This is a genomic window from Klebsiella sp. GW_Kp181 (assembly GCF_040062315.1).
Lineage (GTDB): Bacteria > Pseudomonadota > Gammaproteobacteria > Enterobacterales > Enterobacteriaceae > Klebsiella > Klebsiella oxytoca.
In genome coordinates this window covers 35808-57296 of sequence record NZ_JBEAFR010000044.1, presented here as the reverse complement: position 1 = coordinate 57296, position 21489 = coordinate 35808, and the positions used below count along the sequence as shown (strand labels likewise).

Sequence of the window (21489 nt, the reverse complement as noted above, 5' to 3'; positions counted from 1 at the left end):
CGGTAAGCGCAGCGCGACCGGGGAAAATGTGAGCACTAGCCGCTAAAGACGTTGCCTGCGCCCGGGGCGTTTTTCAGCACCCATACGCGGCCATAGTGGTTATACCAGCCGGCACGGTGCCCGGCATCCGGGCCAATGCCCTGGTAAATATCGAAGTGCTGGCCTTTAATCGCCCCGCCAACATCAAGTGCCACCATTAAACGCAGCTCGTACTGGCCGTTAAACTTACCGTTATTATCCAGCAGCGGCACCTCCGCCAGCAGCGTGGTGCCTGCAGGAACAATGGAACGGTCGGAGGCCACCGACGCGCGACCGATCAGCGGCACCGCGCTGGCGCCTTTCACCGGCGCGAAGGACTGCGGTTTAAAGAAGACGAACGACGGGTTCTGCTCCAGCAGCTCGCGGACTTCCGCCTCGCTGTGCTTTTCGCCCCATTCGCGAATTGCCTGCATCGACATATCTTCGCGCTTTACTTCCCCGCGGTCGATCAGCACTTTACCGATGCTGTAATAGGGCCAGCCGTTTTTCCCGGCATAGCTAAAGAAGTTCAGCGGCGAGCCGTCGCCAAAATCAATGTAGCCGCTGCCCTGCACGTCCATGATGAAGTTATCCATCAGCGAGTTGCTGTAGGCCAGGATGTAGTTGTCGCTCAGAGCCCCGGCGTAGATGCTGGCGCGAGACGGCAGCTTGCCGCGCTTCGGCGGCATCCGGTAAATCGGATACTGGAACTCGCCCTGGCGAGTATGGCGTGCCTGAACCACGGGCGTGTAGTAGCCGGTAAACTGGACGTTACCGTAGTTATCCGTTCCCTGCATCTGCCAGGCGTCGATACCAAACTGGCTCAGCGTACGGGTATCGCCGCCGGAACGCAGCCACTCCTGAACCGCATTGTAGACGTTGCTCTGGCTGGTATAGAGGCGCGGAGAGGCGCTACGAATCTGTCTCACCTGCTCGGAGAAATCGCCGGCGTTGATCGGCGAACCTACCGCATCAGGTTGGTTAACCAATGAAAACGGCTGGGTGAGTTTACCTTCATTATACTGCTGACCGCGATCGGTCGGTTTTGAGGAACAGGCGGCCAGCATTGCCAGCATTGCGCCTGTTACTGCATATTTTGCCCAACGTCCTTTCATGGTATCTCTTCTTTATGCTGCTAAGCCCGGGTGCGTGATGAAGATAACAAACCCCCAGGGCTAATGAAATGCGCTTAGGTACCGCAAAGGCAATTTTGCGCAAAAAATAGGCTGGAAGTGATTCTATATGCACCATTTTTTACAAAATTGATGATTTCTGCCAAAAAGGGTTGCATCAAAACGTTAGCGGAGTATAGTGCGCTTCCACGGACGCGGGGTGGAGCAGCCTGGTAGCTCGTCGGGCTCATAACCCGAAGGTCGTCAGTTCAAATCTGGCCCCCGCAACCAATTAAAATTTGATGAAGTACAAGCAGTACGGTGACGCGGGGTGGAGCAGCCTGGTAGCTCGTCGGGCTCATAACCCGAAGGTCGTCGGTTCAAATCCGGCCCCCGCAACCAACATCATAAACACCCTCAAGGGTGTTTTTTTGTTTCTGCGATTCGCAAAATCTTATACCTGATTCAGGGAACGGCTAAGCGCCGCTCCCTCACCTTCTCAGCCCTTCGGCAACACAATATTGCTCGCCGCCAGCATCCCCATTTCGTGATACATCGCGCAGGCCGCTTCAACGATCGGCATCGCCAGCGCCGCGCCGCTGCCTTCGCCCAAACGCATTCCCATATTCAGATAGGGCTCCAGTTCAAGGTGCATCAGCGCCGTACGCGCGCCCTTCTCCGCCGAATAGTGCGACGGGATAAGATAGGGTTTCACCTGCGGCGCAATTCGGCACGCCGCCAGCGCCGCTGCGTAGGAGAGGAAGCCATCGAGCACCACCGGCAGACCGCAGGAGGCCGCGCCCAGCATCACACCCGTCATCCCCAATAAATCAAAACCGCCCACTTTCGCCAGCACGTCCAGACCATCATGCGGATCGGGGCGGTTAACGGCGATGGCCCGTCGTACCACCTCAACTTTATTGCCAACCTTCGCCAACGGCAGATTAGCGCCAATTCCCACCACCTCCTGGGCATCGCTGCCGGTCAGGACGCTGACGATTGCCGCCGCCGGGGTGGTATTGGCCATTCCGAGCTCCCCGACGCCAAACAGCGTGACGCCATCCTCCGCCAGCCCCCGGGTATAGCGCATCACCTCCAGCAGCAGCTCTTCCGCCTGGCTGCGGCGCATTGCCGGACCAACGGCGATATTGCCGCAGCCGCGCGCCACGCGCATGTTGATGACGCCCGGTATCAGCTCGGCATCGATTCCAACATCAATCACGTGCATCTTCGCGCCCGCCTGCGCCGCCAGTACGCAAACGCCGGTTTTGCCCAGCGTCATATTCGCCGCCTGAATCGCGGTCACCGCTTTTGGCGAAATGGCGACCCCTTCGTCCCACACGCCGTGGTCGGCGCACATCACCAGCAGCGCCTTTTTTTTCACCTGCGGCACACCTTCAAGACCGGGCATACCCGCCAGCTGCACGGCAAGATCTTCAAGGCGTCCAAGGCTTCCGGGCGGTTTCAGCAGACCATCAATATGAAGCCGGGCGCGCGCCATCGCGTTTTCATCAGGCGCAGGGATCGCGCCCAGTAGAGAGGTTAAGCTTTGCATAGAGGTTCTCGTCTTGTTGGCTGACTCATCGCAGAGCCAGCAGGAAGAATAACGCCCGTTACGGCGCGCCTGGCCTATTTGATTTTTACGCCAATGCCCGACACCACCAGCCACACCTCGTCTGCCGCCGCCGCAAGGCGCTGGTTGACGCGTCCGGCGATATCGCGGAAATGGCGGGCAAGACGGTTTTCCGGCACAATCCCCATCCCTACCTCGTTGGTCACCAGCACCACGCGGGCCGGGCAGCGCTGGCAGGCGGCAATCAGTACCGCGATTTCGGCGTCGATCGCCCGCTCCATCGCCGCATAATCCCAGCCGTCCGGCGAGCTGTCGCCCCCCAGCGCAAACAGCAGGTTGGTCACCATGGTGGTGATGCATTCCAGCAAAATCGCCTCCTCTGGGGCGATATCCGGGGTGATCAGCTCATCAAGCTGCTGCCAGCGCTCGGCGGTGCGCCAGTGCGCGGGCCTGCCGTCGCGGTGGTGCTGGATCCTCGCCGCCATCTCGTCATCAAAGACCTGCGAGGTGGCGATATACAGTACCTGCGGCGCATGGGCGATCAGCGCTTCGGCATGGCGGCTTTTACCGCTGCGCGCCCCGCCGGTCACTAAAGTCAGCATACGGGCTCCTGATGTTGGCGCATGATGGCGTAGATTTTTTCGATATCAATATGCTGACGCATCGCGTCCGCCAGCAGATCGAACTGGCGCGATTTATACTGTGCATACTCGAAATCGCTATCCAGCGCCGCCAGCCCTTTACGCTGGCGCAGGCCGTTAACCAGCGCGCGGGTAAATGCATCGCTATCGAACAGGCCGTGCAGATAGGTGCCAAACGCCAGGCCGTCATCGCTGACCGCGCCGTCCGCCACGCTCAGGCCGCCTTTATGTAATTGCATCAGCGAACGGCAGCCGTCGCGCAGCTCGGTTTCGCCCATATGAATTTCGTAGCCGCTTACGGCCAGCCCCGCCGTTGCCGCCAGCCACGCCGGCAGCGCTGTTGCCAGGGTTGCCGTTACCTGGGTCGTCGTCTTGCTTTGCGCAAAGTGGGTGACGGTATTTAGCAACCCCAGCCCCGGCTGCGTGCCAAGCCCCGACTCTACCTCATCGATAATGGTTTCGCCGAGCATCTGATAGCCGCCGCAGATCCCCAGCACCGGTACGCCCTGACGCCGGGCCTGCAGTACCGCATGCGCCATGCCGCTCTCGCGCAGCCAGCCCAGGTCGCCGAGCGTATTTTTACTGCCCGGCAGGATCACCATATCCACGCCCGCCAGCTCCTGCGGCTGGCGAACATAGCGGACGCGGACGTCCGGCTGCGCCGCCAGCGCGTTGAAATCGGTAAAATTGGAGATGTGCGGCACCTGAATCACGGCAATCTCAATATCGCGCCTGTCGGTGCGCAGATATTTCCCTTTTTGCAGCGCGACGCCGTCCTCATCTTCAAGATCGACATCCAGCCACGGCATGACGCCGAGCACCGGGACGCCGGTGAGCGCTTCTATCTGCTCGATCCCGGAATACAGCAGCGCCACGTCGCCGCGAAATTTATTAATAATCAAGCCCTTGACCCGCGCGCGCTCGCGATCGTGCAGCAGCGCGAGCGTGCCGTAGATAGAGGCGAATACGCCGCCGCGATCGATATCCGCCACGAGGATCACCGGGCACTGGGCCATCTCGGCCATGCCCATATTGACGATGTCGCGATCGCGCAGATTGATCTCCGCCGGACTTCCTGCCCCTTCCAGCACCAGCACATCATGTTCGGCGGCCAGGCTGTTATAAACCGCGAGGATCTGTTCCCGCAGGCGCGGTTTATATTCGTGATAGCTCACCGCGTCCATATCGGTCGCCACCTTGCCCATCAGCACCACCTGCGCTTTGCGGTCGCTGGTTGGCTTAAGCAGCACCGGGTTCATGCGCACATCCGGGATAATACCCGCCGCTTCGGCCTGGAAAATCTGCGCGCGGCCCATCTCTTTGCCATCCGGCGTGATACCGGAATTGAGCGCCATATTCTGCGATTTAAACGGCGCGGTGCGCTGCCCGTCCTGATAAAAGATGCGGCACAGCCCCGCGACCAGCACGCTTTTGCCGACGTCAGAAGCGGTGCCCTGTAACATAATTGCCAGCGTCATGACGCCTCCTTCATCGCGTTGCTTCGCATCCGCGTAAAAAATTCTTCTTCGGTTTTACACAGCGGCAGCCCGAGCTGCGCGTGCAGTTTCACCAGCCACGGCTGGGTGAGCCCGGCCTGGGCCATCAGTTCGCTGCGGGCAAACACCTCCCCGGGTTCGCCGTGCGCCAGCACTTCGCCGCGGCGTAACACGTAAACCGCATCGCTGATTTCATAGATCAGATCGATATCGTGGCTGGAGATCGCCACGTGGTTGCCCCGATCGGCAATACGCTTAATGATGTCGATCATCTGCGCGCGTCCCGAAGGATCGAGCCCCGCCGTCGGCTCGTCGAGAAGTAAATAGCGCGCCTGCAGCACCAGCGCGCCGGCTATCGCCACGCGCTTTTTCTGCCCGTGGCTCAGGCACTGAATCGGCTGGTGACGAAACCCCTGGGCATCGACGAGAGTCAGGGCATCGTCCACCCGGCGGGCAATTTCCTCTTCCGCTACGCCCAGGTTCCGCAGGCTAAAGGCGATATCGCTGTCGATATCGGTATAGAAAATCTGCTGGTCCGGGTCCTGGAAAACGGTCGCCACCTGCTGACGCAGCGCCAGCAGGCCGCGCTTGCTGTAGTCCAGCGGTTTTCCTTGCCATAGCACCGCCCCGCTCTGCGGGCGCAGCAGACCGCTCAGGTTCATAAACAGCGTGGATTTTCCGCAGCCGTTCGCCCCTACCAGTCCGGTCACGGCGTGATGGGAAAAATCCAGCGTCAGCCCCTTCAGCACCGGCTCGTCCTGATAGCGAAACCAGAGATCGGTCGTGGCAAGCATACTTATCCTTAAAGGTGAAAATCACCCTGATACAGTTTGATATCCAGCGTGGTGCTCATCTGCTGGTAGCGAATCATCACCCGGGTAAACAGCAGTCCTACCAGCATCGCCAGCGAACGATAGCCCTTCGGCACGCTACGGTAGCCAAAACGTAATGTTTGCGCACGGTGAATCGCCAGCGCTTCGTCTAAAAGAATAAAAATAAAGCGCCAGGTCAGCAGGATTTGCTCGGTCAGCAGCCGCGGTACCCGTCCGCGCTTGAGCAGCAAAATAAGCTGCGGGAACGGCAGATTCAGCACCAGCCAGAAGGTGGACGCCAGCGCCGCCAGGCTGCGCCAGAAGGTCTGATTGGCGGTCGTCAACCCCTCCGACGTCATGCCCAGCCAGACGCTGCCCAGCGGTAGGTTCACCAGCAGATCCTGCGGATTGCGGCTAACGCTGAACAGAATGGTCAGCACACCGATCAGCAGGAAGCCAAACGGTAGCGCCATCCAACGGCACCAGCGCCACGGCGAGACCCGCAGCAGCCAGCAGGTTAAGGCGGCAATCAGCGCCATTTCGATACCCTGCCCCAGCGGAGGCAGGGTAAAAGCCAGCACCATCAGCAGCAGCCAGAACAGGAACTTGCGCTCCGGTGCGACGTGAAACCAGCGGCTCTGATAGCTGAGTCGGTCAAACCCGGTCATCACGGCGCTGTCTGCCTTTGCTGTAGCCCAGAATATAGAAAATTACCGCCGCGCCGAGAGAGCCCTGGAGCGTAAACAGCAGGCTCTCAATTTCTCCGCTAGCCGGTTCGTACAGCGGCTGGAACCACGGCTCATAATGCGGCGCGACCACCTGAATCTGGCTCTCCGCCTCGCCGTCTGAACCGCCGAATTCGCCGCCGTGATCGACAAAGAACGGCAGGATCACCAGCGCCACCACCATGGCGAACAATATCAGCGTCTTTTTCATGTTAATGCCCCTGTGCGGTAATCAGCTGACGTTTGGTCAACTGGTCGTAGATCATGACGGTTAACAGCCCTTCAGCAATGGCGATCGGGATCTGCGTCAGGCAGAATATCCCCATAAACTTGACGATCGATCCGGTCGCGCCGGCGGCAGGATCCGGAAAGGCCACGCCGAGCTGTACGGAGGTGACAAAGTAGGTCACCAGATCCGCCAGCATCGCGCAGAGAAACACCCCGACGTCGCGGCGAATGCCCGCGCGGCAGGCCATTTTCCACACCATATAGCCGACCACCGGCCCGATGACCGCCATCGACATCCCGTTCGCGCCGAGCGTCGTCAGCCCGCCGTGCGCCAGCAGCAGCGCCTGGAACAGCAGTACGATGGCGCCAAGGATCGCCACCACGCCAGGCCCGAAGAGAATCACCGCCAGGCCGACGCCGGTCGGGTGGGAACAGCTGCCGGTTACGGAAGGAATTTTCAGCGCCGAGAGGACAAAAATAAACGCCCCGCACAGCGCCAGCAGCACCTTCTGATTGTTATCTTCCTGCACAATGCGGCGCAGGCGCACCAGCCCGTACCACAGGCAGGGTAAAAACAGCAGCCACCATGCCAGGGCCCACATCGGCGGTAAAAAACCCTCCATGATGTGCATCGCGAAAGCCTTTTCGGGAACCACTATCAGCAATAGCGCCGCAGCTAACCCGCTGAAAGACAGCTGTTTTAGCTGTTGTTCAAGTTTCATTCTGCATACTCCCACTGTTTATTGACCAGAATGGTCGAGAAATAGGGCAGCGGCTGGTCGTCGCTGACGTCATTGAGATGGCGCCAGCACTGCTCGCCCGGCAGCGTGGCTTCAGACATCATCAGCGCGGCATCCAGCAGACCGTTTTTCGCCAGCAGCGCTTTGATGCGGGGAAACCGCCCGTACACTTTCATCAGCACCAGGCTTTCATGCTGGCGCAGCGCCTGCTCGATTTCCGTTTCCGGCGCGGTGCAGGAGATCACCGCCAGCGATTGCTGCTCCATGGCCAGCGGCGTTTTTGAACGCGCGGCAATGGCGGCAAAAGAGGTGACGCCGGGAACAATCTCCAGCCACTCCGGGCAGCCGATACGCTGGAGTAAGAACACCCAGGTGCTGAACAGCATGGCGTCGCCGAGGGTAATAAAGCCGACCTGCTTGCCCGCTTCCACTTCCTGAACCAGCGCGGCGGCAACCTCATCCCACACCGCCTCTTTTTCCGCGCTGTCGGCGCTCATCGGGAAATGGCAGCAGCGTACTTCGGTCCGTTCGCCGATATACTCGCGCACGATGGAGAGCGCGAGGCTGTCGCCGCCTTTACGTCCGGCGGGCGCGTAGAGAATGTCCAGCGTGCCCAGCACCCGCGCCGCGCGCACGGTGATCAGGTCGGCGGCGCCAGGGCCGGTACTTAAGGCATATAGTTTGCCACTCATGCCGCCTCCTCGATTGCCAGGCTCAGCGCCTGCTGCAGGTGAGCGACGAACATTGCGCGCACCGCCGGATTCTCTCCCAGTCCGTTCAGCCAGGGCGTCGCCGTAATACCGGCGGCGTTGAACAGCGTTTTCCAGGAGTCCTCTTCGTCCGAGGCCATATCGTTAATGGCGTGATCGCCGGCCACCAGCATCAGCGGCATCAGGTGCACGCCCTTCACCCCCTGCTGGCGCAGGCTATCGATAAGAATATCGACTTCCGGATAGCTCTCGACCGCGCCGACCCGCGCCGGAAATCCCTTCGCCGTCATCATATGATCCAGACAGGCGTAGGCGGCGAAAGCGTGATGGCTGGCGCCGTGGCCCATAAAGACCACCGTTTCATCGGCAGCAAGCGGCGGCATCTGCTGGCGCAGCGCCTGCATCAGCTGGACATAATCGTTATGGCTGCTCAGCAGCGGCGCCCCCAGCGTCAGGCGGAGGAACAGCGGGCGCAGGCTTTGCACTTCGCGGACGATCTTTTCATACTCATCGCCGTTGATAATGTGCAGCGACTGAATCGCCACATCCTGGTAGCCCTGCTCGGCCAGCTTCTGCAATGCCTGCAGCGGCGTATCAATCTCGATACCGTCGCGCTGTTTGAGCTTGCGGATAATCATCCCGGAGGTGAAGGCGCGAAACGTGTCGCGGTCCGGACAGCTGGCCGCCAGCTCGCGCTCGCAGGCGACGATGTTCTTTTCACAGGTGTCGGGATAGCTGGTGCCAAAACTGACCACCAGAAGCGCTTTTTTCATTTCTGACTCCTTAAGCAGCGGCCAGCCAGCGCGATAAGCGCCGGGCAAAGGCAGCCTGACTTTCCAGTAACTCTTCACCCGTCACCAGCGGCGCCGGGCGCGTAATCACGATGCAGGGGATACCGGCATCCAGACAGGGTTGTACTTTTTCCTGATAGCCGCCTTCGGCACCGGAGGCTTTGGTGATCACCACGTCGGCCCGGCACTGGCGGTAAAAAGCGGCGTTGAACGCGGCGCTGAACGGCCCGCACAGGGCGAAAATCTCGCCAACGCCAAACCCCAGCGCGGCGCATTGCGCGATGACATCAGCGACCGGCAACACCCGGGCCAGCAGCGTTTTGTCACCTAATCCCGCCCGCCAGCGCGCCAGATCTTTACTTCCCGTGGTGAGCAGCACGCGCTGGCCGAAACGCCGCGCCACCTCGCAGGCTTGTTCAATGCTCTCCACGGTATAGAGCAGCGGATGCGTCAGGCCGCTCAGCTGCTCTGGGCGCTGATAGCGGCTCAGCAGCACGCCGGCGGTTTCACAGGCCCGGACGATATTGCGGCTTACCGCTTCGGCGTAGGGGTGCGAAGCATCGATCACCCAGCGGGTCCGGTTAGCTTTCAGCCAGGCGATCATCTCCTCCAGCTCGAGGCGCCCGCAGCGCACCTGGCCGCGAATATCCCCCGCCAGCTGCTGGCCGGTGGGCGTCGCCACCGACAGGGTGTAGGGGACCTGCGCCGCGTCAAGCTGCTGACACAGCGCCCTCGCGTCGCTGGTTCCGCCCATCACCAGCACCTCGCCGTGGCTCACAGCACGTAGCCTCGCGGCGTGATCATCAGGCCATCCTGGATATACGTCGCTTTGTTGCCGACGATCACCAGGCTGGTCATATCGACCGGTGCAAAATCCATCTCCCCCAGGGTGGTCAGCCATTTCTCCTGTTTTTTACGTCCGGCGGATTTCACGACCCCCACCGGGGTCTGCGCGCTTTTACTGGCCGACAGCAGCTCAAAGGCGCGCGCCAGATGGCCCTCGCGGCCGCGGCTGCGCGGATTGTAAAAACAGATCACGAAGTCGGCTTCCCCGGCGGCGACAATGCGTTTTTCAATCACCGGCCACGGTGTCAGCAGGTCGCTGAGGCTGATATGGCAGAAGTCGTGCATCAGCGGCGCGCCCAGCAGCGAGGCGGCGGCAATGCTGGCGGTCATCCCCGGGATCAGGCGGACTTCCACATCCAGCTTCTGCTTGCTGACCAGTTCGAGCACCAGTCCGGCCATGCCGTAAATACCGGCATCGCCGCTGCTGATCAGCGCCACGTTATGCCCGGCCTGCGCCAGCTCAATCGCCGCCTGGCAGCGCTCAATCTCTTTGCACATTCCGGTTTTAATCACCTGCTTATCGCCGGTAAAGGCTTTCACCAGGTGCGTGTAGGTCTTATAGCCAACGACGATTTCCGCCGCCTGCAGCGCTTCAATGGCCTCCATGGTCATCATGGACTGCGAGCCAGGGCCGATTCCGATTACGCTTAACATCAGTGTGAAACTCCCAAAGTAATAGTGACGCCCTGTTCGCGCAGGGTTTCGCCTAACAGTTGCCCATGGCTCAGCAGCCAGGCCGCCGGACCGGATACGCTCCCCACGCCGACGGTTTTTCTGACGAACGATGAAGCGGGAAAGTGATGCTCATGCTCGCGCAGGGCATCAGCGGGAAAGGTTTCGAACGGTACGCGACAGCAGGAAGCCAGCTGAATCAGCCCCTGCTCGTGCTTCTTCAGCGTGACGCTGCCGATAGCTTTCAGCGCCAGCGGATCCAGGCGCTGCGCCTCAAGCTGGCGCGCCAGCAGCGCCGCTAATAGCGGGAATGGCGTATCGCGGCGGCAGCCAATTCCGGCGACCACCCGCTGCGGCACCAGCTTCCAGTGCGGCACGGCGATCGGCGGCAGTTCGTTGCGCAGCGTGACGCAGACCAGCGCATCCAGCTCGGGAAGCTGGTGCAGATCGGCCACGGTGATAAACCCCCGCCGGTCGCAGTGGCGGACGTCTTCATCCAGCTCTTCGTCCCACCACAGACCGACGCGCTGATGGCTGACCAGCATCTGGTTGACGGTTTTCACCGCCGCGCGGAAGTCGCTCATCCGGGCATTAAGCTGGAATGCCAGCGTATCCAGGGCCGCCAACTCGTTGACGTCGGTGGCGGTGGTGATCACCGGGTCGGCGCCGAGCATCCCGGCCAGATAGCGGCTGAGGGCATTCGCGCCCCCCGCATGGCCGGAAAGCAGGCTAATGACGTGCTGGCCGCGTTCGTCGATCACCACCACGGCCGGATCGCTGAACTTATCATTGACCAGCGGGGCCAGCACGCGTACCGCGATCCCGGTGGCGCCGATGAAAATCAGCGCCGAATAGCTGCTGAAGGCCTCGCGCGCGGCGCTGGCAAAACCGTTTTCAAAGGGGAGAAAACCCTCTTCCAGCAGCTTCTCGCTGGTAAAGCAGGTTAACGGCAGCATCGCCGCCAGCCGTTTCGCCAGCCGAACGCCCCCTGGCGTCAGGCAGAAAAGTGCGATTGATTCAGGCTTTACGGTATTCATGGCTAAAGTCCGCCGCGTAGAGTTTTGAGTAGTGATACTCAGAGCCCAGGAAATTCCCGACCAGAATGAGCGCCGTTTTGCGGATCCCCGCCTCGCGTACCTTGTCGCCGATATCCGCCAGCGTACCGCGTACGGTCTGGCTTTCCGGCCAGGTCGCTTTATAGATCACCGCCACCGGCGTGGTTGCTGGATAGCCGCCTTCAATCAGGCGCTCCGCTACCCGGTGAATGCGCTGCACGGAAAGGTAAATCGCCATTGAAGTCTGGTGGCTGGCAAATGATTCAAGCTGCTCGCGCGCCGGCACCGGCGTGCGCCCTTCAAGGCGGGTGATGATCAGGCTCTGGGAGACTTCCGGCACGGTGTACTCGACGCCCAGCTCCGCCGCCGCGCCCAGAAACGCGCTGACGCCCGGCACCACCTGCCAGTCGATACCGCGTTTGGTCAGCTCTTCACCCTGCTCGCGGACCGAGCCATACAGCGACACGTCCCCGGTCTGTAAACGCACTACCGTTTTCCCGGCTTTAACGCCGGCTTCCATCAGGTCGAGAATTTGCTCCAGATGCAGTTCGGCGCTGTCGTGACACTCGGCGCCGGGCGGACAATACTCCAGCAGCTCGGTGTTTATCAGCGACCCGGCGTAGATCACCACCTGGGCCTGCTGCAGCAAGCGGTAGCCCTTGAGGGTAATTAGCTCACGGTCGCCCGGCCCTGCGCCAACGAACCACACACTACGGGGGTCAAATGTCTCAGCCATGGTTTTCTTCCTTCTGACAGGCGATAACAAAAACGGGATTATTCGGTTTGAAATAGTGGCCGCTGCCCAGCGCGGTCAGCGATGAAACGTTCAGCAGCAGGCAATCAATCTGTGTAATCCCCCGCTGCTGCAGATAGTCGAGAGCCGCGTTCAGGTTCTCCTGCAGGATAAAAGTCATCACCAGACGGCCACCGGGATAGAGCTGCTGCCACGACCAGTCAATCAGTTCGTCGAGACGGCCGCCGCTGCCGCCCATAAAAATGGCGTCGGCCCGCTCGGTAATCACCATCGGCGCTTCACCGGGCAGGATCTCAATATTGCCGCAGGTGAAATGCTGGCGATTTTCGTCCAGCAGCCGGAGAGCCGCGGGGTTGCGTTCGATGGCGGTTACCTGCAAAGAGGGATACTGCAGCGCCGCCTCAATCGACACGCTGCCGGTACCGGCGCCGATATCAATCAGGTGGCTTGCCCGGTGCAGTTCAAGTTTGGCCAGCGCCAGCGCGCGAACCGCCTCTTTGGTCATCGGCACCTTCTCGCCGCGCAGAAAAAGCTCATCTTTCATCGAGGATCACCACCGCGTTCATCTCATATTCGCCGTCGACCTCACTGACCGGTAGCCAGTGGATCCGCTCGTTATCCATCGCCAGATTTTCGCCAATCACCATCCAGCGATACCCTTTACCCCGCGCCGCCAGCTGGGCGGCGATTTCCCGCGGCCCGCAGCGCCCGTCGGTCACCATCGCCACCTTGCGCTGACGCGCCAGCTCATCAAAACAGACGTCTCGCCCGTGGCTGCTGGTCAGCCAGATATCGTTCATATCAATACCGGCCTTCGCGCAGAGATACTGCACCGCGCTGATGCCGGGGATAATGCGTACGCGCTCGATGCCAAAGTGGGCTATCAGCCGCGTACCGATGCCGTAAAACAGCGGGTCGCCGGAGGCCAGCACCACCACCTTCTGCGCTTTGCGTTCGCCGAGCCAGACCAGCAGTTCGGCAATATTGGCGCCCAGCGCAAACCGTTCGCCGTCAAACTCCGGGAACTGCTGTAAATGCCGCTTACCGCCTACCAGCGCATCCGCACTGGCGACCGCATCTTGCGCCGCCGGCGTCATCAAATGCAGGCCTGACGGCCCCATGCCAACCACCGTTAACATGACATCTCCCGCGCAATCTCGGCCACCGGGCGATTGCTGCCGAGGACCTTGTTATCAAAGGAGAACATGATGGCGTCGCAGACGGGCGGCGTTTTGGTAAAACGCAGCATCTGCATCACCCGCAGGCAGATGCGTTCAGCAAGATGGTTATAGATAGTCTGAAAACCGTACGCGTCAATGTGCTCCATCGCCGCTTCGGTGGTATCGCATTCGCTCACCAGTTGCAGCAGCGCCAGCGGCGCCCCCAACAGCGCCAGATGCGCGACCAGCGTTTCCATGCGCGCATCGGCGATATGGCTGTGGGTATGGAAGATCCCGGCGGCGACTTTAATCAGCTTGCCGGGATGGCCAATCAGCACAATCTGACGGAACCCGAGGCGGACGGCCTCTTCAATCATGTAGCCGACGAAGTTGCTCATGGTGACCACCACCTGCGAGTCGATGCCCATCTGCTCGCGTACGAAGCGTTCACCGTGGTTGCCCGGCACCAGCACCACCCGCTCCAGCCCCGCCGCGCGCTTAATTTCCAGCTCCAGCGACAGCGAACGCTTCCAGCTCTCTTCCGACATCGGCGTCACGATACCGGTGGTGCCGATAATCGAGATACCACCCAGGATCCCCAGCCGCGAGTTATAGGTTTTCTGCGCCCGCTCCTCGCCCTCCGGGGCGAAAATCTCTACCGTCGCCCCGCGCGACGGGCCTATCGCTTCGCGCACCGCCGACTCAATGGTGTGGCGCGGGGTGCGGTTAATCGCCGGGCTACCGATAGGCAGGCCGATTCCTTTACGGGTGATGGTGCCGATACCTTCGCCGCCGCGCAGGGTTATCTCGCCGGAGTCGTCGAGCGTCACGCGAGCGAAAATCAGCATGCCGTGGGTGGCGTCAACGTCATCGCCGCCGTCTTTACGAATCGCGGCGATCGCCTGCTGCCCTTCGACGTGCGGCGATTCGACGTTAAGACACAGGGTGACGCCGGAAGGAGTCACAATGGAGACCTGATGAATGAGGTGCTGGCGCATCACCATCAGCGCCGCGACCTTTGCCGCCGCCGTCGCGCAGGATCCGGTGGTATAGCCTTTACGCAGCGCCTTACCGTTGTGCCACACCGGGGCGTCGAAGGATTGCTCGCTCATCTCGCCCCCTGTAAGTGGTATAAAATGGCGTTGACGATAGCGGCGGCGACGTTGCTGCCGCCTTTACGACCCAGCGCGGCAATGCCCGGCAGGCCGCTCTGCGTCAGGGCGTCTTTCGACTCCGCCGCGCCGACGAAGCCGACCGGCACGCCAATCACGCCGTTGACCGCGACATCATGCTCCAGCAGACGAAACAGCGCGGTGGGCGCATTGCCGAAAACAAACACCTTCTCGCCCTCTTCGGCAACCGCAATATCGACCGCCGCCATCGAGCGGGTCATCCCCTGCGCTTTGGCCTCCGCCACCACGCGCGGATCGCTGATATAGCAGCGGCACTCGCCGCCGAATTTCGCCAGCAGAGTTTTATTGATCCCGGAAAGGGCCATGGTGGTATCGGTATAAAGCGTGCAGGGCTGGCTCAGGGCGGCGCTTAAGCGAGGAAGCACGTCGGGAGAAAACCACAGGATATCCAGCCAGTCAAAATCGGCGGTGGTGTGGATCACCCGCTTGATAATGGCTTCGTGTAGCGGGCTGGCAAAGCGGTAGTCCGGGCGGGTCTGCGCAATAATGTCGCCAATAATGTCGAAGCTTTTCGCCTCAATCGCCTGCGGTTGCTGGATATAGTGCATTCATTTGTCCTCAGGCTGCGCCGACCAGCCAGAACCGGATCGCCATAAACAGCGCCAGCGCCAGGGTCGAAGACACCCACATCAGTCGAATCGTTCGGGAAATATCGTCTACGGAAACGTCGCGCGTCGCCTCGCCAATCCACGGCTTCTCCACGCACTGACCAAAGTAATCGTTAGGGCCGCCAAGCCGGATGCCGAGCGCCCCGGCGACGGCGGCCTCCGACCATCCGCAGTTTGGGCTGCTGTGGTTGTAGCGATCGCGCCAGCCGATGCGCAACGCGCGGCCACTCGCTTCACCACAGAGGAGAGCGGCGAGGCTGATAAGCAGCCAGCTCAGGCGAGCGGGGATAAAGTTGGCGACATCATCAAGGCGAGCGCTAACCATGCCGATGGCGCGGTATTTTTCGTGCTTATAGCCGACCATCGAATCCAGGGTGTTGACCGCTTTATAGGCCATCGCCAGCGGCGCGCCGCCGAGCAGCAGGAAGAAGAGCGGCGCGATAATCCCGTCAACGGTGTTTTCCGCCACCGTCTCAACAACCGCGCGATTAATCTGCTGCGGCGCAAGCTGCGACGTGTCGCGCCCGACAATCCATGACAGCTTGCTACGGCTTTCCGCCAGATCCCCCGCGCGCAGCGGTCGCTCGACGTCCCGCGCCGACTGCGCCAGACAGCGTCCGGCCAGCACGGTGAAAATCATCCAGACCTCAACCAGCCAGCCAAGCCACGGATGAATCCTCTGCGCCAGCGTCAGCACGCCCCAGCAGACGCCCCACGTCAGTCCGACTACAACTATCCACATCACCCCGCCGCCGATGCGCAAGGCAACATCGCTACGGCAATAGCGGCGCACGCCGCGCTGAACGGCGGCGATCAGGTTGCCAATCCAGCGCACCGGATGCGGCCAGCTTTGCGGATCGCCGATGATAAAATCGAGAAGCCAGGCAACGCCCCATGCCAGTAGCGTCATAGCGCGCTCCTTGCCGCAGCCAGCCAGTGGTTGAGCATGGTGGGGCGCTGCGCAAAGTGCAGGTGCAGATAGCTGGCGAACGCGTTGCCCACCTGCCAGCCGCCGGACCACTGCTGAAGGGTCATACCGTCGCGGACCTTGCGGCAGGCCAGAACCGCCGGGGACTCGGGAGTAAAATCCGAGTAGTGAAATTCATGTCCGCGCAGGGTTTCGCCCGGCGCCGCCAGCAGCGTTTTGCGCATAGCTCGCGCCTCGCAGTAGCCAAAGCGGGTAAGCCGTTTGCCCATTTTGCTATGGCCGGGAATAAGGTTGGCCATCGGGTAGATATCACCGTTGGCGTCTTCCAGGGAGCTGCCGAGATACATCAGACCGCCGCATTCAGCGTAAATCGCCACCCCGCGCCGGTGCGCCTCCTGCAGCTGCGCCAGCATCGGCGTATTGGCCGCCAGCGCGGCAGCATGAATTTCCGGATAGCCGCCGCCGAGCCAAATCATCTGGCACGGTGGAAGCTCGCTATCGTGCAGCGGGCTGAAGCGCACGATATTCACTCCGCAGCGTTCAAGCAGCGAGAGGTTATCCGGGTAGTAAAAGTTGAAGGCCTCGTCGTCGGCCAGCGCCAGCGTCAGGCCCGCGCCAGCATCAGGGGACGGCAGCGTCGGCCACTCCCCGGCGGGTAGGATGGAGAGCTGGCTGAGGGTAAGAAGCTGTTCAATATCCAGCGTTTGCGCCAGCGTTTGGGCAAAATCGCGCCACGGCTGCTGGTTAACCAGCGACTCGCGGGCGGTAACCAGTCCCAGATGGCGTTCGGGTAGCGCCACCCCTTCCACTCGCGGTACGTAGCCGAGCACCGGCAGCTCGCAGTAGCGTTCAATGGCGCCTTTGAGAAGCTGATAATGGCTTTCGCTGTTGACGCGATTGACGATAACGCCGGCAATGTTAAGACTGGGGTCGAAGTGTTGAAATCCCATCACCGTGGCGGCGATGGAGGTGGAAACCGCTTTGCCATCTACCAGCAAAATAACCGGACAGCCGAGCTGTTTAGCCATCGCGGCGGTGCTGCAGTAGCCAGGGTCGGTACCGAAGCCGTCATACAGCCCCATCACGCCCTCAATGACCGCGATATCCGCCCGCTGCATCTGTTCGCAAAATAGCGCGTTAAGCACCGGCTCCGGGAGCATAAAGCTGTCGAGGTTGCGGGAAGCGACGCCGCTGACGGCGGTGTGCCAGCCGGTGTCGAGGTAATCCGGGCCGACTTTGCAGGGCTGAACCCGCATGCCGCGCTGCTTCAACAGGCTGAGCAGGCCAAGCGTGACCGTAGTTTTACCACAACCGCTGCCGGTACCTGCAAGAATGAATGCGTGCTGCCTGGCTGCCATACCCCGATCCTGTGCCGGGTGGTAGGGCTGCGTGCATTCCCAGTCTTTCGACTGTACGCATCTGAGCAACCCACTTCCCACCGAAGTTGTTGATTATTACCGACAGGCAGGTCTTCTGGCTTAGCGTCGTCCTCCCCCATCCTTCCCAATCCGGTAAGCAGATCAGTGGCTAAATATGGGTTCGTCAGCATCACAGCAGCGGGGGCTGCGGGGGATTCACACCCCCTTCCCTGGCGCCTGTCGATTTTATCGAGCGGGATGAAACCCACTCGAATGATTCCCGGAACATCTTACGGAAGCAGGATGGCTCCCGTCGTGTTTAATTTTTAATTACCAAAGCCGTTTCATTACGCCGATGGCGCGCTGAAAGCCATTTCGGATATCACTCTATCTCATCAAATAAATAAAAACTGGTGCAGCTTATCGTTCTCTCATTATTATTTTGTTGCGCTATGACAATTTATTGCTCTGAATGAGATATTTTCATTTTATAATGAGCCATATACGCGGGCATAACAAAAATCGGCAATAACAAATTATTGTCATTTAAAATGACTCAGTTTGTGATCTGGCGTTAATTTGCTGGCGATAGGCCTGCGGAGTCACCTGATAGGCCTGGCGAAAAACTTTGCAAAAATAGCTGGTTTGCGAAAATCCTAAATTCCGCGCAATGCTGGCGATGCTCCAGTCGCTGTGGCAAAGCAGCTCTTTGGCGCTCACCATCCGCTGATGGTTCACCCAGGCATTAAAGCCAATACCCTGATATTTTTTGAACAGCTTACTGAAGTAATAGGGGCTGAGATAAACGTGAGCGGCGACGTCTTCCAGGCGAAGCTCGTCGGATAAATGGGCATCAATGTAGCGCAGCGCCTTCTTCATTTTGCTGTCATGAGGGCTGGCAACGCGGCTGGCGCGCGCAGGTTCCGGCTGCTGGGGATTATCTTTAATCACCACAAAGTTGAGCTGTTTTTTAAGGCAGTTTTCGACGATGAGCTTCAGTAAATCAGCAGAAGCAATCACTCTGGAGTAGTCCATTTCCGGCACGTCGCGAAACGCTTTAAGCAGCTCAGGGTCGGCCTGCCAGCGGTCATCCACGTTGAGGATATCGACCAGTTCAACATCGTTGCTTAAGCGCACCTGGCCGCAAAGCACAAAGCCCACAAGGTGCCCGGCAATGACCAGAGGAATGGAGAAATCGGTTAACCCGGCGTGGCAGCGGTAGATACAGAGCTGATCGGTTTTAGACGCCTCAAGCCCGCCGCAGCGGTCGCTCATTCGACAGCGGGTGCTGTGCTGGGGATGCTGGCGCATCAGCTGGCAAAAAGGTGTGAAGTTAAACAGTTCAGATATTTCATCACCATGAATATTGACGACCACCACCGCCAGACTGGTGGCCTGCGCAAAATCCTGTGCGATTTTATTAATGAGTTCTGAGTTCAGTGTGCTCGCAGAAATCATGATAAAACCTCTCAGTTAATTTTTTGTTATAAATAAAACATTTCTTTAATATTTACTTCCTTTCATCATCAATTGCCGCCAACGATAAAAGAATAATACGATAGCAAAAGTCTCCCATCCGTGGGAGACGTTTTTGGCGAGTTCGTGATACCGGTTCATGAAAATTTTTGGCTATTTCAGCCGTGACCTTAATCCTCTAATTTACAGGTATTACACGGTAGATTATTACCAATCAGATAACGATAGATGGCCGCGCCGAGACAAGCGCCGATCAGTGGCGCAATAATCGGCACAATAAAGTACGGAATATCCCTTCCGCCGGTCATCGCGATATCGCCCCAACCCGCCATCCACGTAAACAGCTTCGGCCCAAAATCACGCGCCGGATTCATCGCAAAGCCGGTCAGCGGCCCGGTTGAAGCGCCAATTACCGCCACCAGCAGGCCGATCAGCAGCGGGGCCAGCGGCCCTTTCGGTACGCCGTTGCCGTCGTCGGTCAGCGCCATAATCATCCCCATCAGCATGGAGGTGATCACCACTTCAACCAGCGCCGCATGCCAGATGCTCAGCGATGCCGCCGGGTAGGTGCTGAAAATACTCGCCAGCTGCAGGCTCTCTACGCTGCCGCGCGCGATATGGTGGGCGGATTCAAACTCGGTAAACATCGTGCTGTACAGCACATAGGCCAGCACCGCGCCGCCAAAGGCGCCGGCAACCTGTGAAACGATATAGGGGAAAACTTTTCGTCCGGGAAAGCAGGCAAACAGCCATAAAGCGACGGTCACCGCCGGGTTGAGATGCCCGCCGGAGATCCCCGAAGTCAGATACACGGCAAGCGAGATCCCCAACCCCCAGATAATGCATATCTCCCACAGTCCGAGGCTGGCTCCCGCCACCTTTAACGCGCTCAGGCAGCCGATGCCGAAAAACAAAAATAACCCGGTGCCCAAAAACTCGGCGGTACATTGCGCTTTTAACGAATCATTCATTATGACACCTTCTTAGCAGAGTTCGTGTCCTGACCAGCCAACATCCTGCTGGCAGTAGAGTACAACGGGCACCACTATATGAACTCCCGTCCGCAAATTGTTGGCAACCTGCTGACGGCAGCCTCCGGAAAATTCGGGCATCAATAACAAATTATTGTCATTAAATAACTCAGAATTGCATTGCTCACGCGCGGCTTTCGCAATTATGCCACCGCCATGGCATGCAAAAATATTGCTAAAACCAACTCATCGTTTTCCAACAAACATCACAAATCAGTTTCTCGCGCATAGCAGATAAAATTAAAATCGTCATGAACAAATTTGTAAATATGGAATATACAAAACAAGATAATCACATAAGCGAAAATAAAAATAACAAATAAAATCAAATATTTAAATAAATAAACGACAATTTTATATTATCCAACACCCACTATTTTTTCACCATCAAATTGAAGTCAGCCATTCTTTTTCCTCGCATCTTCTTATAGTCCCAACTATCGGAACACTCCATGCGAGGTCTTTATGCAACAAGAAGCACTAGGAATGGTAGAAACCAAAGGCTTAACCGCAGCCATAGAGGCCGCTGATGCAATGGTTAAGTCAGCCAATGTGATGTTAGTGGGCTATGAAAAGATTGGCTCCGGGCTGGTAACCGTCATCGTGCGCGGCGATGTTGGCGCGGTAAAAGCGGCCACCGATGCGGGTGCCGCCGCCGCACGTAACGTGGGTGAAGTGAAAGCCGTACACGTCATCCCACGCCCTCACACCGATGTAGAAAAAATCTTACCGAAGGGAATTAGCCAATGAGCAGCAATGAGCTGGTTGAACAGATCATGGCTCAGGTGATTGCCCGCGTGGCAACGCCGGAACAGCAGGCCATCCCTACTGAAAACCATCCAATACGAGAGACGGCTATGGCAGAAAAAAGCTGCAGTTTAACGGAATTTGTCGGGACCGCCATTGGCGACACCCTGGGTCTGGTTATCGCCAACGTCGATACCGCCCTGCTGGACGCGATGAAGCTTGAAAAGCGCTATCGCTCCATCGGCATTCTCGGCGCCCGTACCGGCGCAGGCCCGCACATTATGGCGGCGGACGAAGCGGTGAAAGCCACCAACACCGAAGTGGTCAGCATTGAGCTTCCGCGCGATACCAAGGGCGGTGCAGGCCACGGTTCGCTGATTATTTTAGGCGGCAACGACGTTTCCGACGTTAAGCGCGGGATTGAAGTTGCGCTGAAAGAGCTCGACCGCACCTTCGGCGATGTTTACGGCAATGAAGCCGGACATATCGAGCTGCAGTACACCGCCCGCGCCAGCTACGCCCTGGAAAAAGCCTTCGGCGCGCCGATTGGCCGCGCCTGCGGCATTATCGTCGGCGCACCGGCCTCCGTTGGCGTGCTGATGGCCGATACCGCCCTGAAGTCAGCCAACGTAGAAGTCGTGGCGTATAGCTCTCCGGCGCACGGCACCAGCTTCAGTAACGAAGCCATCCTGGTGATTTCCGGCGACTCCGGCGCGGTCCGCCAGGCAGTCACCTCCGCGCGCGAAATCGGTAAAACCGTCCTTGCGACCCTCGGTTCTGAACCGAAAAACGATCGCCCGTCCTACATCTGATAC

At 59.2% G+C, this 21489-nt stretch carries 24 protein-coding genes, 2 tRNA genes and 1 riboswitch; of the genes, 4 read left to right on the top strand and 22 right to left on the bottom strand.

Annotated features, from left to right (window positions below; all coding sequences use genetic code 11):
- Nucleotides 1–35: 35 nt before the first annotated feature.
- Nucleotides 36–1133, bottom strand: a complete 1098-nt coding sequence (mltA, locus tag ABLV11_RS08390; RefSeq protein ID WP_004105083.1) for a murein transglycosylase A — start codon at nt 1131–1133, stop codon at nt 36–38.
- Nucleotides 1134–1344: 211 nt separating this feature from the next.
- On the opposite strand from mltA, the gene ABLV11_RS08385 reads away from it, so the two are divergent.
- Both ABLV11_RS08385 and ABLV11_RS08380 read left to right on the top strand, forming a co-directional pair.
- Nucleotides 1345–1421: transfer RNA gene (locus ABLV11_RS08385), tRNA-Met, on the top strand.
- A gap of 34 nt (nt 1422–1455) precedes the next feature.
- Nucleotides 1456–1532, top strand: a tRNA-Met gene (locus tag ABLV11_RS08380).
- A gap of 97 nt (nt 1533–1629) precedes the next feature.
- Here ABLV11_RS08380 and cobT read toward each other — a convergent pair.
- The 21 genes from cobT to pduF form a co-directional block, all read right to left on the bottom strand.
- Nucleotides 1630–2685 carry a nicotinate-nucleotide--dimethylbenzimidazole phosphoribosyltransferase gene (gene cobT, locus ABLV11_RS08375; protein ID WP_016809884.1) on the bottom strand — a complete coding sequence of 352 codons (1056 nt, stop codon included), beginning with the start codon at nt 2683–2685 and terminating at the stop codon, nt 1630–1632.
- Between the two features lie 74 nt (nt 2686–2759).
- Nucleotides 2760–3305 (bottom strand): bifunctional adenosylcobinamide kinase/adenosylcobinamide-phosphate guanylyltransferase, encoded by a 546-nt coding sequence (gene cobU / locus ABLV11_RS08370; protein ID WP_004105085.1) that lies wholly within the window; start codon nt 3303–3305, stop codon nt 2760–2762.
- Nucleotides 3299–4822: a cobyric acid synthase gene (locus tag ABLV11_RS08365; protein ID WP_126489496.1), complete on the bottom strand. Its 1524-nt coding sequence runs from the start codon at nt 4820–4822 to the stop codon at nt 3299–3301. Before ABLV11_RS08365 ends, cobU begins: the two co-directional genes overlap by 7 nt.
- Nucleotides 4819–5634, bottom strand: a complete 816-nt coding sequence (locus ABLV11_RS08360) for an energy-coupling factor ABC transporter ATP-binding protein (protein ID WP_004105088.1) — start codon at nt 5632–5634, stop codon at nt 4819–4821. Before ABLV11_RS08360 ends, ABLV11_RS08365 begins: the two co-directional genes overlap by 4 nt.
- 8 nt (nt 5635–5642) lie before the next feature.
- On the bottom strand, nt 5643–6320 hold the full coding sequence (locus tag ABLV11_RS08355) for an energy-coupling factor ABC transporter transmembrane protein (protein WP_126489497.1): 678 nt from the start codon (nt 6318–6320) through the stop codon (nt 5643–5645).
- Nucleotides 6307–6588, bottom strand: a complete 282-nt coding sequence (locus ABLV11_RS08350) for an energy-coupling factor ABC transporter substrate-binding protein (RefSeq protein WP_004105092.1) — start codon at nt 6586–6588, stop codon at nt 6307–6309. The genes ABLV11_RS08355 and ABLV11_RS08350 overlap by 14 nt, the downstream gene beginning before the upstream one ends.
- A 1-nt stretch (nt 6589) precedes the next feature.
- A complete protein-coding gene (gene cbiM / locus ABLV11_RS08345; RefSeq protein WP_004105094.1) occupies nt 6590–7327 on the bottom strand; it encodes a cobalt ECF transporter S component CbiM in 738 nt (245 codons plus the stop codon).
- Nucleotides 7324–8037 carry a cobalt-factor II C(20)-methyltransferase gene (locus tag ABLV11_RS08340; protein ID WP_004105097.1) on the bottom strand — a complete coding sequence of 238 codons (714 nt, stop codon included), beginning with the start codon at nt 8035–8037 and terminating at the stop codon, nt 7324–7326. The genes cbiM and ABLV11_RS08340 overlap by 4 nt, the downstream gene beginning before the upstream one ends.
- Nucleotides 8034–8828, bottom strand: a complete 795-nt coding sequence (locus tag ABLV11_RS08335) for a sirohydrochlorin cobaltochelatase (RefSeq protein ID WP_126489498.1) — start codon at nt 8826–8828, stop codon at nt 8034–8036. The genes ABLV11_RS08340 and ABLV11_RS08335 overlap by 4 nt, the downstream gene beginning before the upstream one ends.
- A 10-nt stretch (nt 8829–8838) precedes the next feature.
- Nucleotides 8839–9624 (bottom strand): cobalt-precorrin-6A reductase, encoded by a 786-nt coding sequence (locus ABLV11_RS08330; protein WP_004105100.1) that lies wholly within the window; start codon nt 9622–9624, stop codon nt 8839–8841.
- A complete protein-coding gene (locus tag ABLV11_RS08325; protein WP_004105101.1) occupies nt 9621–10346 on the bottom strand; it encodes a precorrin-3B C(17)-methyltransferase in 726 nt (241 codons plus the stop codon). Before ABLV11_RS08325 ends, ABLV11_RS08330 begins: the two co-directional genes overlap by 4 nt.
- Nucleotides 10346–11401: a cobalt-precorrin 5A hydrolase gene (gene cbiG, locus ABLV11_RS08320; protein ID WP_004114992.1), complete on the bottom strand. Its 1056-nt coding sequence runs from the start codon at nt 11399–11401 to the stop codon at nt 10346–10348. The genes ABLV11_RS08325 and cbiG overlap by 1 nt, the downstream gene beginning before the upstream one ends.
- Nucleotides 11382–12155: a cobalt-precorrin-4 methyltransferase gene (locus tag ABLV11_RS08315; protein WP_004114994.1), complete on the bottom strand. Its 774-nt coding sequence runs from the start codon at nt 12153–12155 to the stop codon at nt 11382–11384. Before ABLV11_RS08315 ends, cbiG begins: the two co-directional genes overlap by 20 nt.
- On the bottom strand, nt 12148–12717 hold the full coding sequence (locus tag ABLV11_RS08310) for a decarboxylating cobalt-precorrin-6B (C(15))-methyltransferase (RefSeq protein WP_004105104.1): 570 nt from the start codon (nt 12715–12717) through the stop codon (nt 12148–12150). Before ABLV11_RS08310 ends, ABLV11_RS08315 begins: the two co-directional genes overlap by 8 nt.
- A complete protein-coding gene (locus tag ABLV11_RS08305; RefSeq protein ID WP_004105105.1) occupies nt 12707–13312 on the bottom strand; it encodes a cobalt-precorrin-7 (C(5))-methyltransferase in 606 nt (201 codons plus the stop codon). The genes ABLV11_RS08310 and ABLV11_RS08305 overlap by 11 nt, the downstream gene beginning before the upstream one ends.
- Nucleotides 13306–14445, bottom strand: a complete 1140-nt coding sequence (cbiD, locus tag ABLV11_RS08300) for a cobalt-precorrin-5B (C(1))-methyltransferase CbiD (protein ID WP_023330004.1) — start codon at nt 14443–14445, stop codon at nt 13306–13308. The genes ABLV11_RS08305 and cbiD overlap by 7 nt, the downstream gene beginning before the upstream one ends.
- Entirely contained in the window at nt 14442–15074 is a 633-nt protein-coding gene (locus ABLV11_RS08295; RefSeq protein ID WP_004105109.1) for a cobalt-precorrin-8 methylmutase, read from the bottom strand. The genes cbiD and ABLV11_RS08295 overlap by 4 nt, the downstream gene beginning before the upstream one ends.
- A gap of 10 nt (nt 15075–15084) precedes the next feature.
- Nucleotides 15085–16044, bottom strand: a complete 960-nt coding sequence (cbiB, locus tag ABLV11_RS08290; protein ID WP_126489499.1) for an adenosylcobinamide-phosphate synthase CbiB — start codon at nt 16042–16044, stop codon at nt 15085–15087.
- Nucleotides 16041–17420 (bottom strand): cobyrinate a,c-diamide synthase, encoded by a 1380-nt coding sequence (locus ABLV11_RS08285; protein WP_004105113.1) that lies wholly within the window; start codon nt 17418–17420, stop codon nt 16041–16043. The genes cbiB and ABLV11_RS08285 overlap by 4 nt, the downstream gene beginning before the upstream one ends.
- A gap of 87 nt (nt 17421–17507) precedes the next feature.
- Nucleotides 17508–17676, bottom strand: a riboswitch (cobalamin riboswitch).
- A 290-nt stretch (nt 17677–17966) separates the two neighbouring features.
- Nucleotides 17967–18878: a regulatory protein PocR gene (pocR, locus tag ABLV11_RS08280; RefSeq protein ID WP_064370267.1), complete on the bottom strand. Its 912-nt coding sequence runs from the start codon at nt 18876–18878 to the stop codon at nt 17967–17969.
- 188 nt (nt 18879–19066) lie between these two features.
- Nucleotides 19067–19867, bottom strand: a complete 801-nt coding sequence (gene pduF / locus ABLV11_RS08275; protein ID WP_004105118.1) for a propanediol diffusion facilitator PduF — start codon at nt 19865–19867, stop codon at nt 19067–19069.
- A gap of 525 nt (nt 19868–20392) precedes the next feature.
- Between pduF and pduA the strand changes: the two genes are divergently transcribed.
- Entirely contained in the window at nt 20393–20677 is a 285-nt protein-coding gene (gene pduA, locus ABLV11_RS08270; protein WP_001183618.1) for a propanediol utilization microcompartment protein PduA, read from the top strand.
- Complete coding sequence (pduB, locus tag ABLV11_RS08265; RefSeq protein ID WP_004105122.1) at nt 20674–21486, top strand: propanediol utilization microcompartment protein PduB; 813 nt, start codon at nt 20674–20676, stop codon at nt 21484–21486. The genes pduA and pduB overlap by 4 nt, the downstream gene beginning before the upstream one ends.
- Nucleotides 21487–21489: the final 3 nt, after the last annotated feature.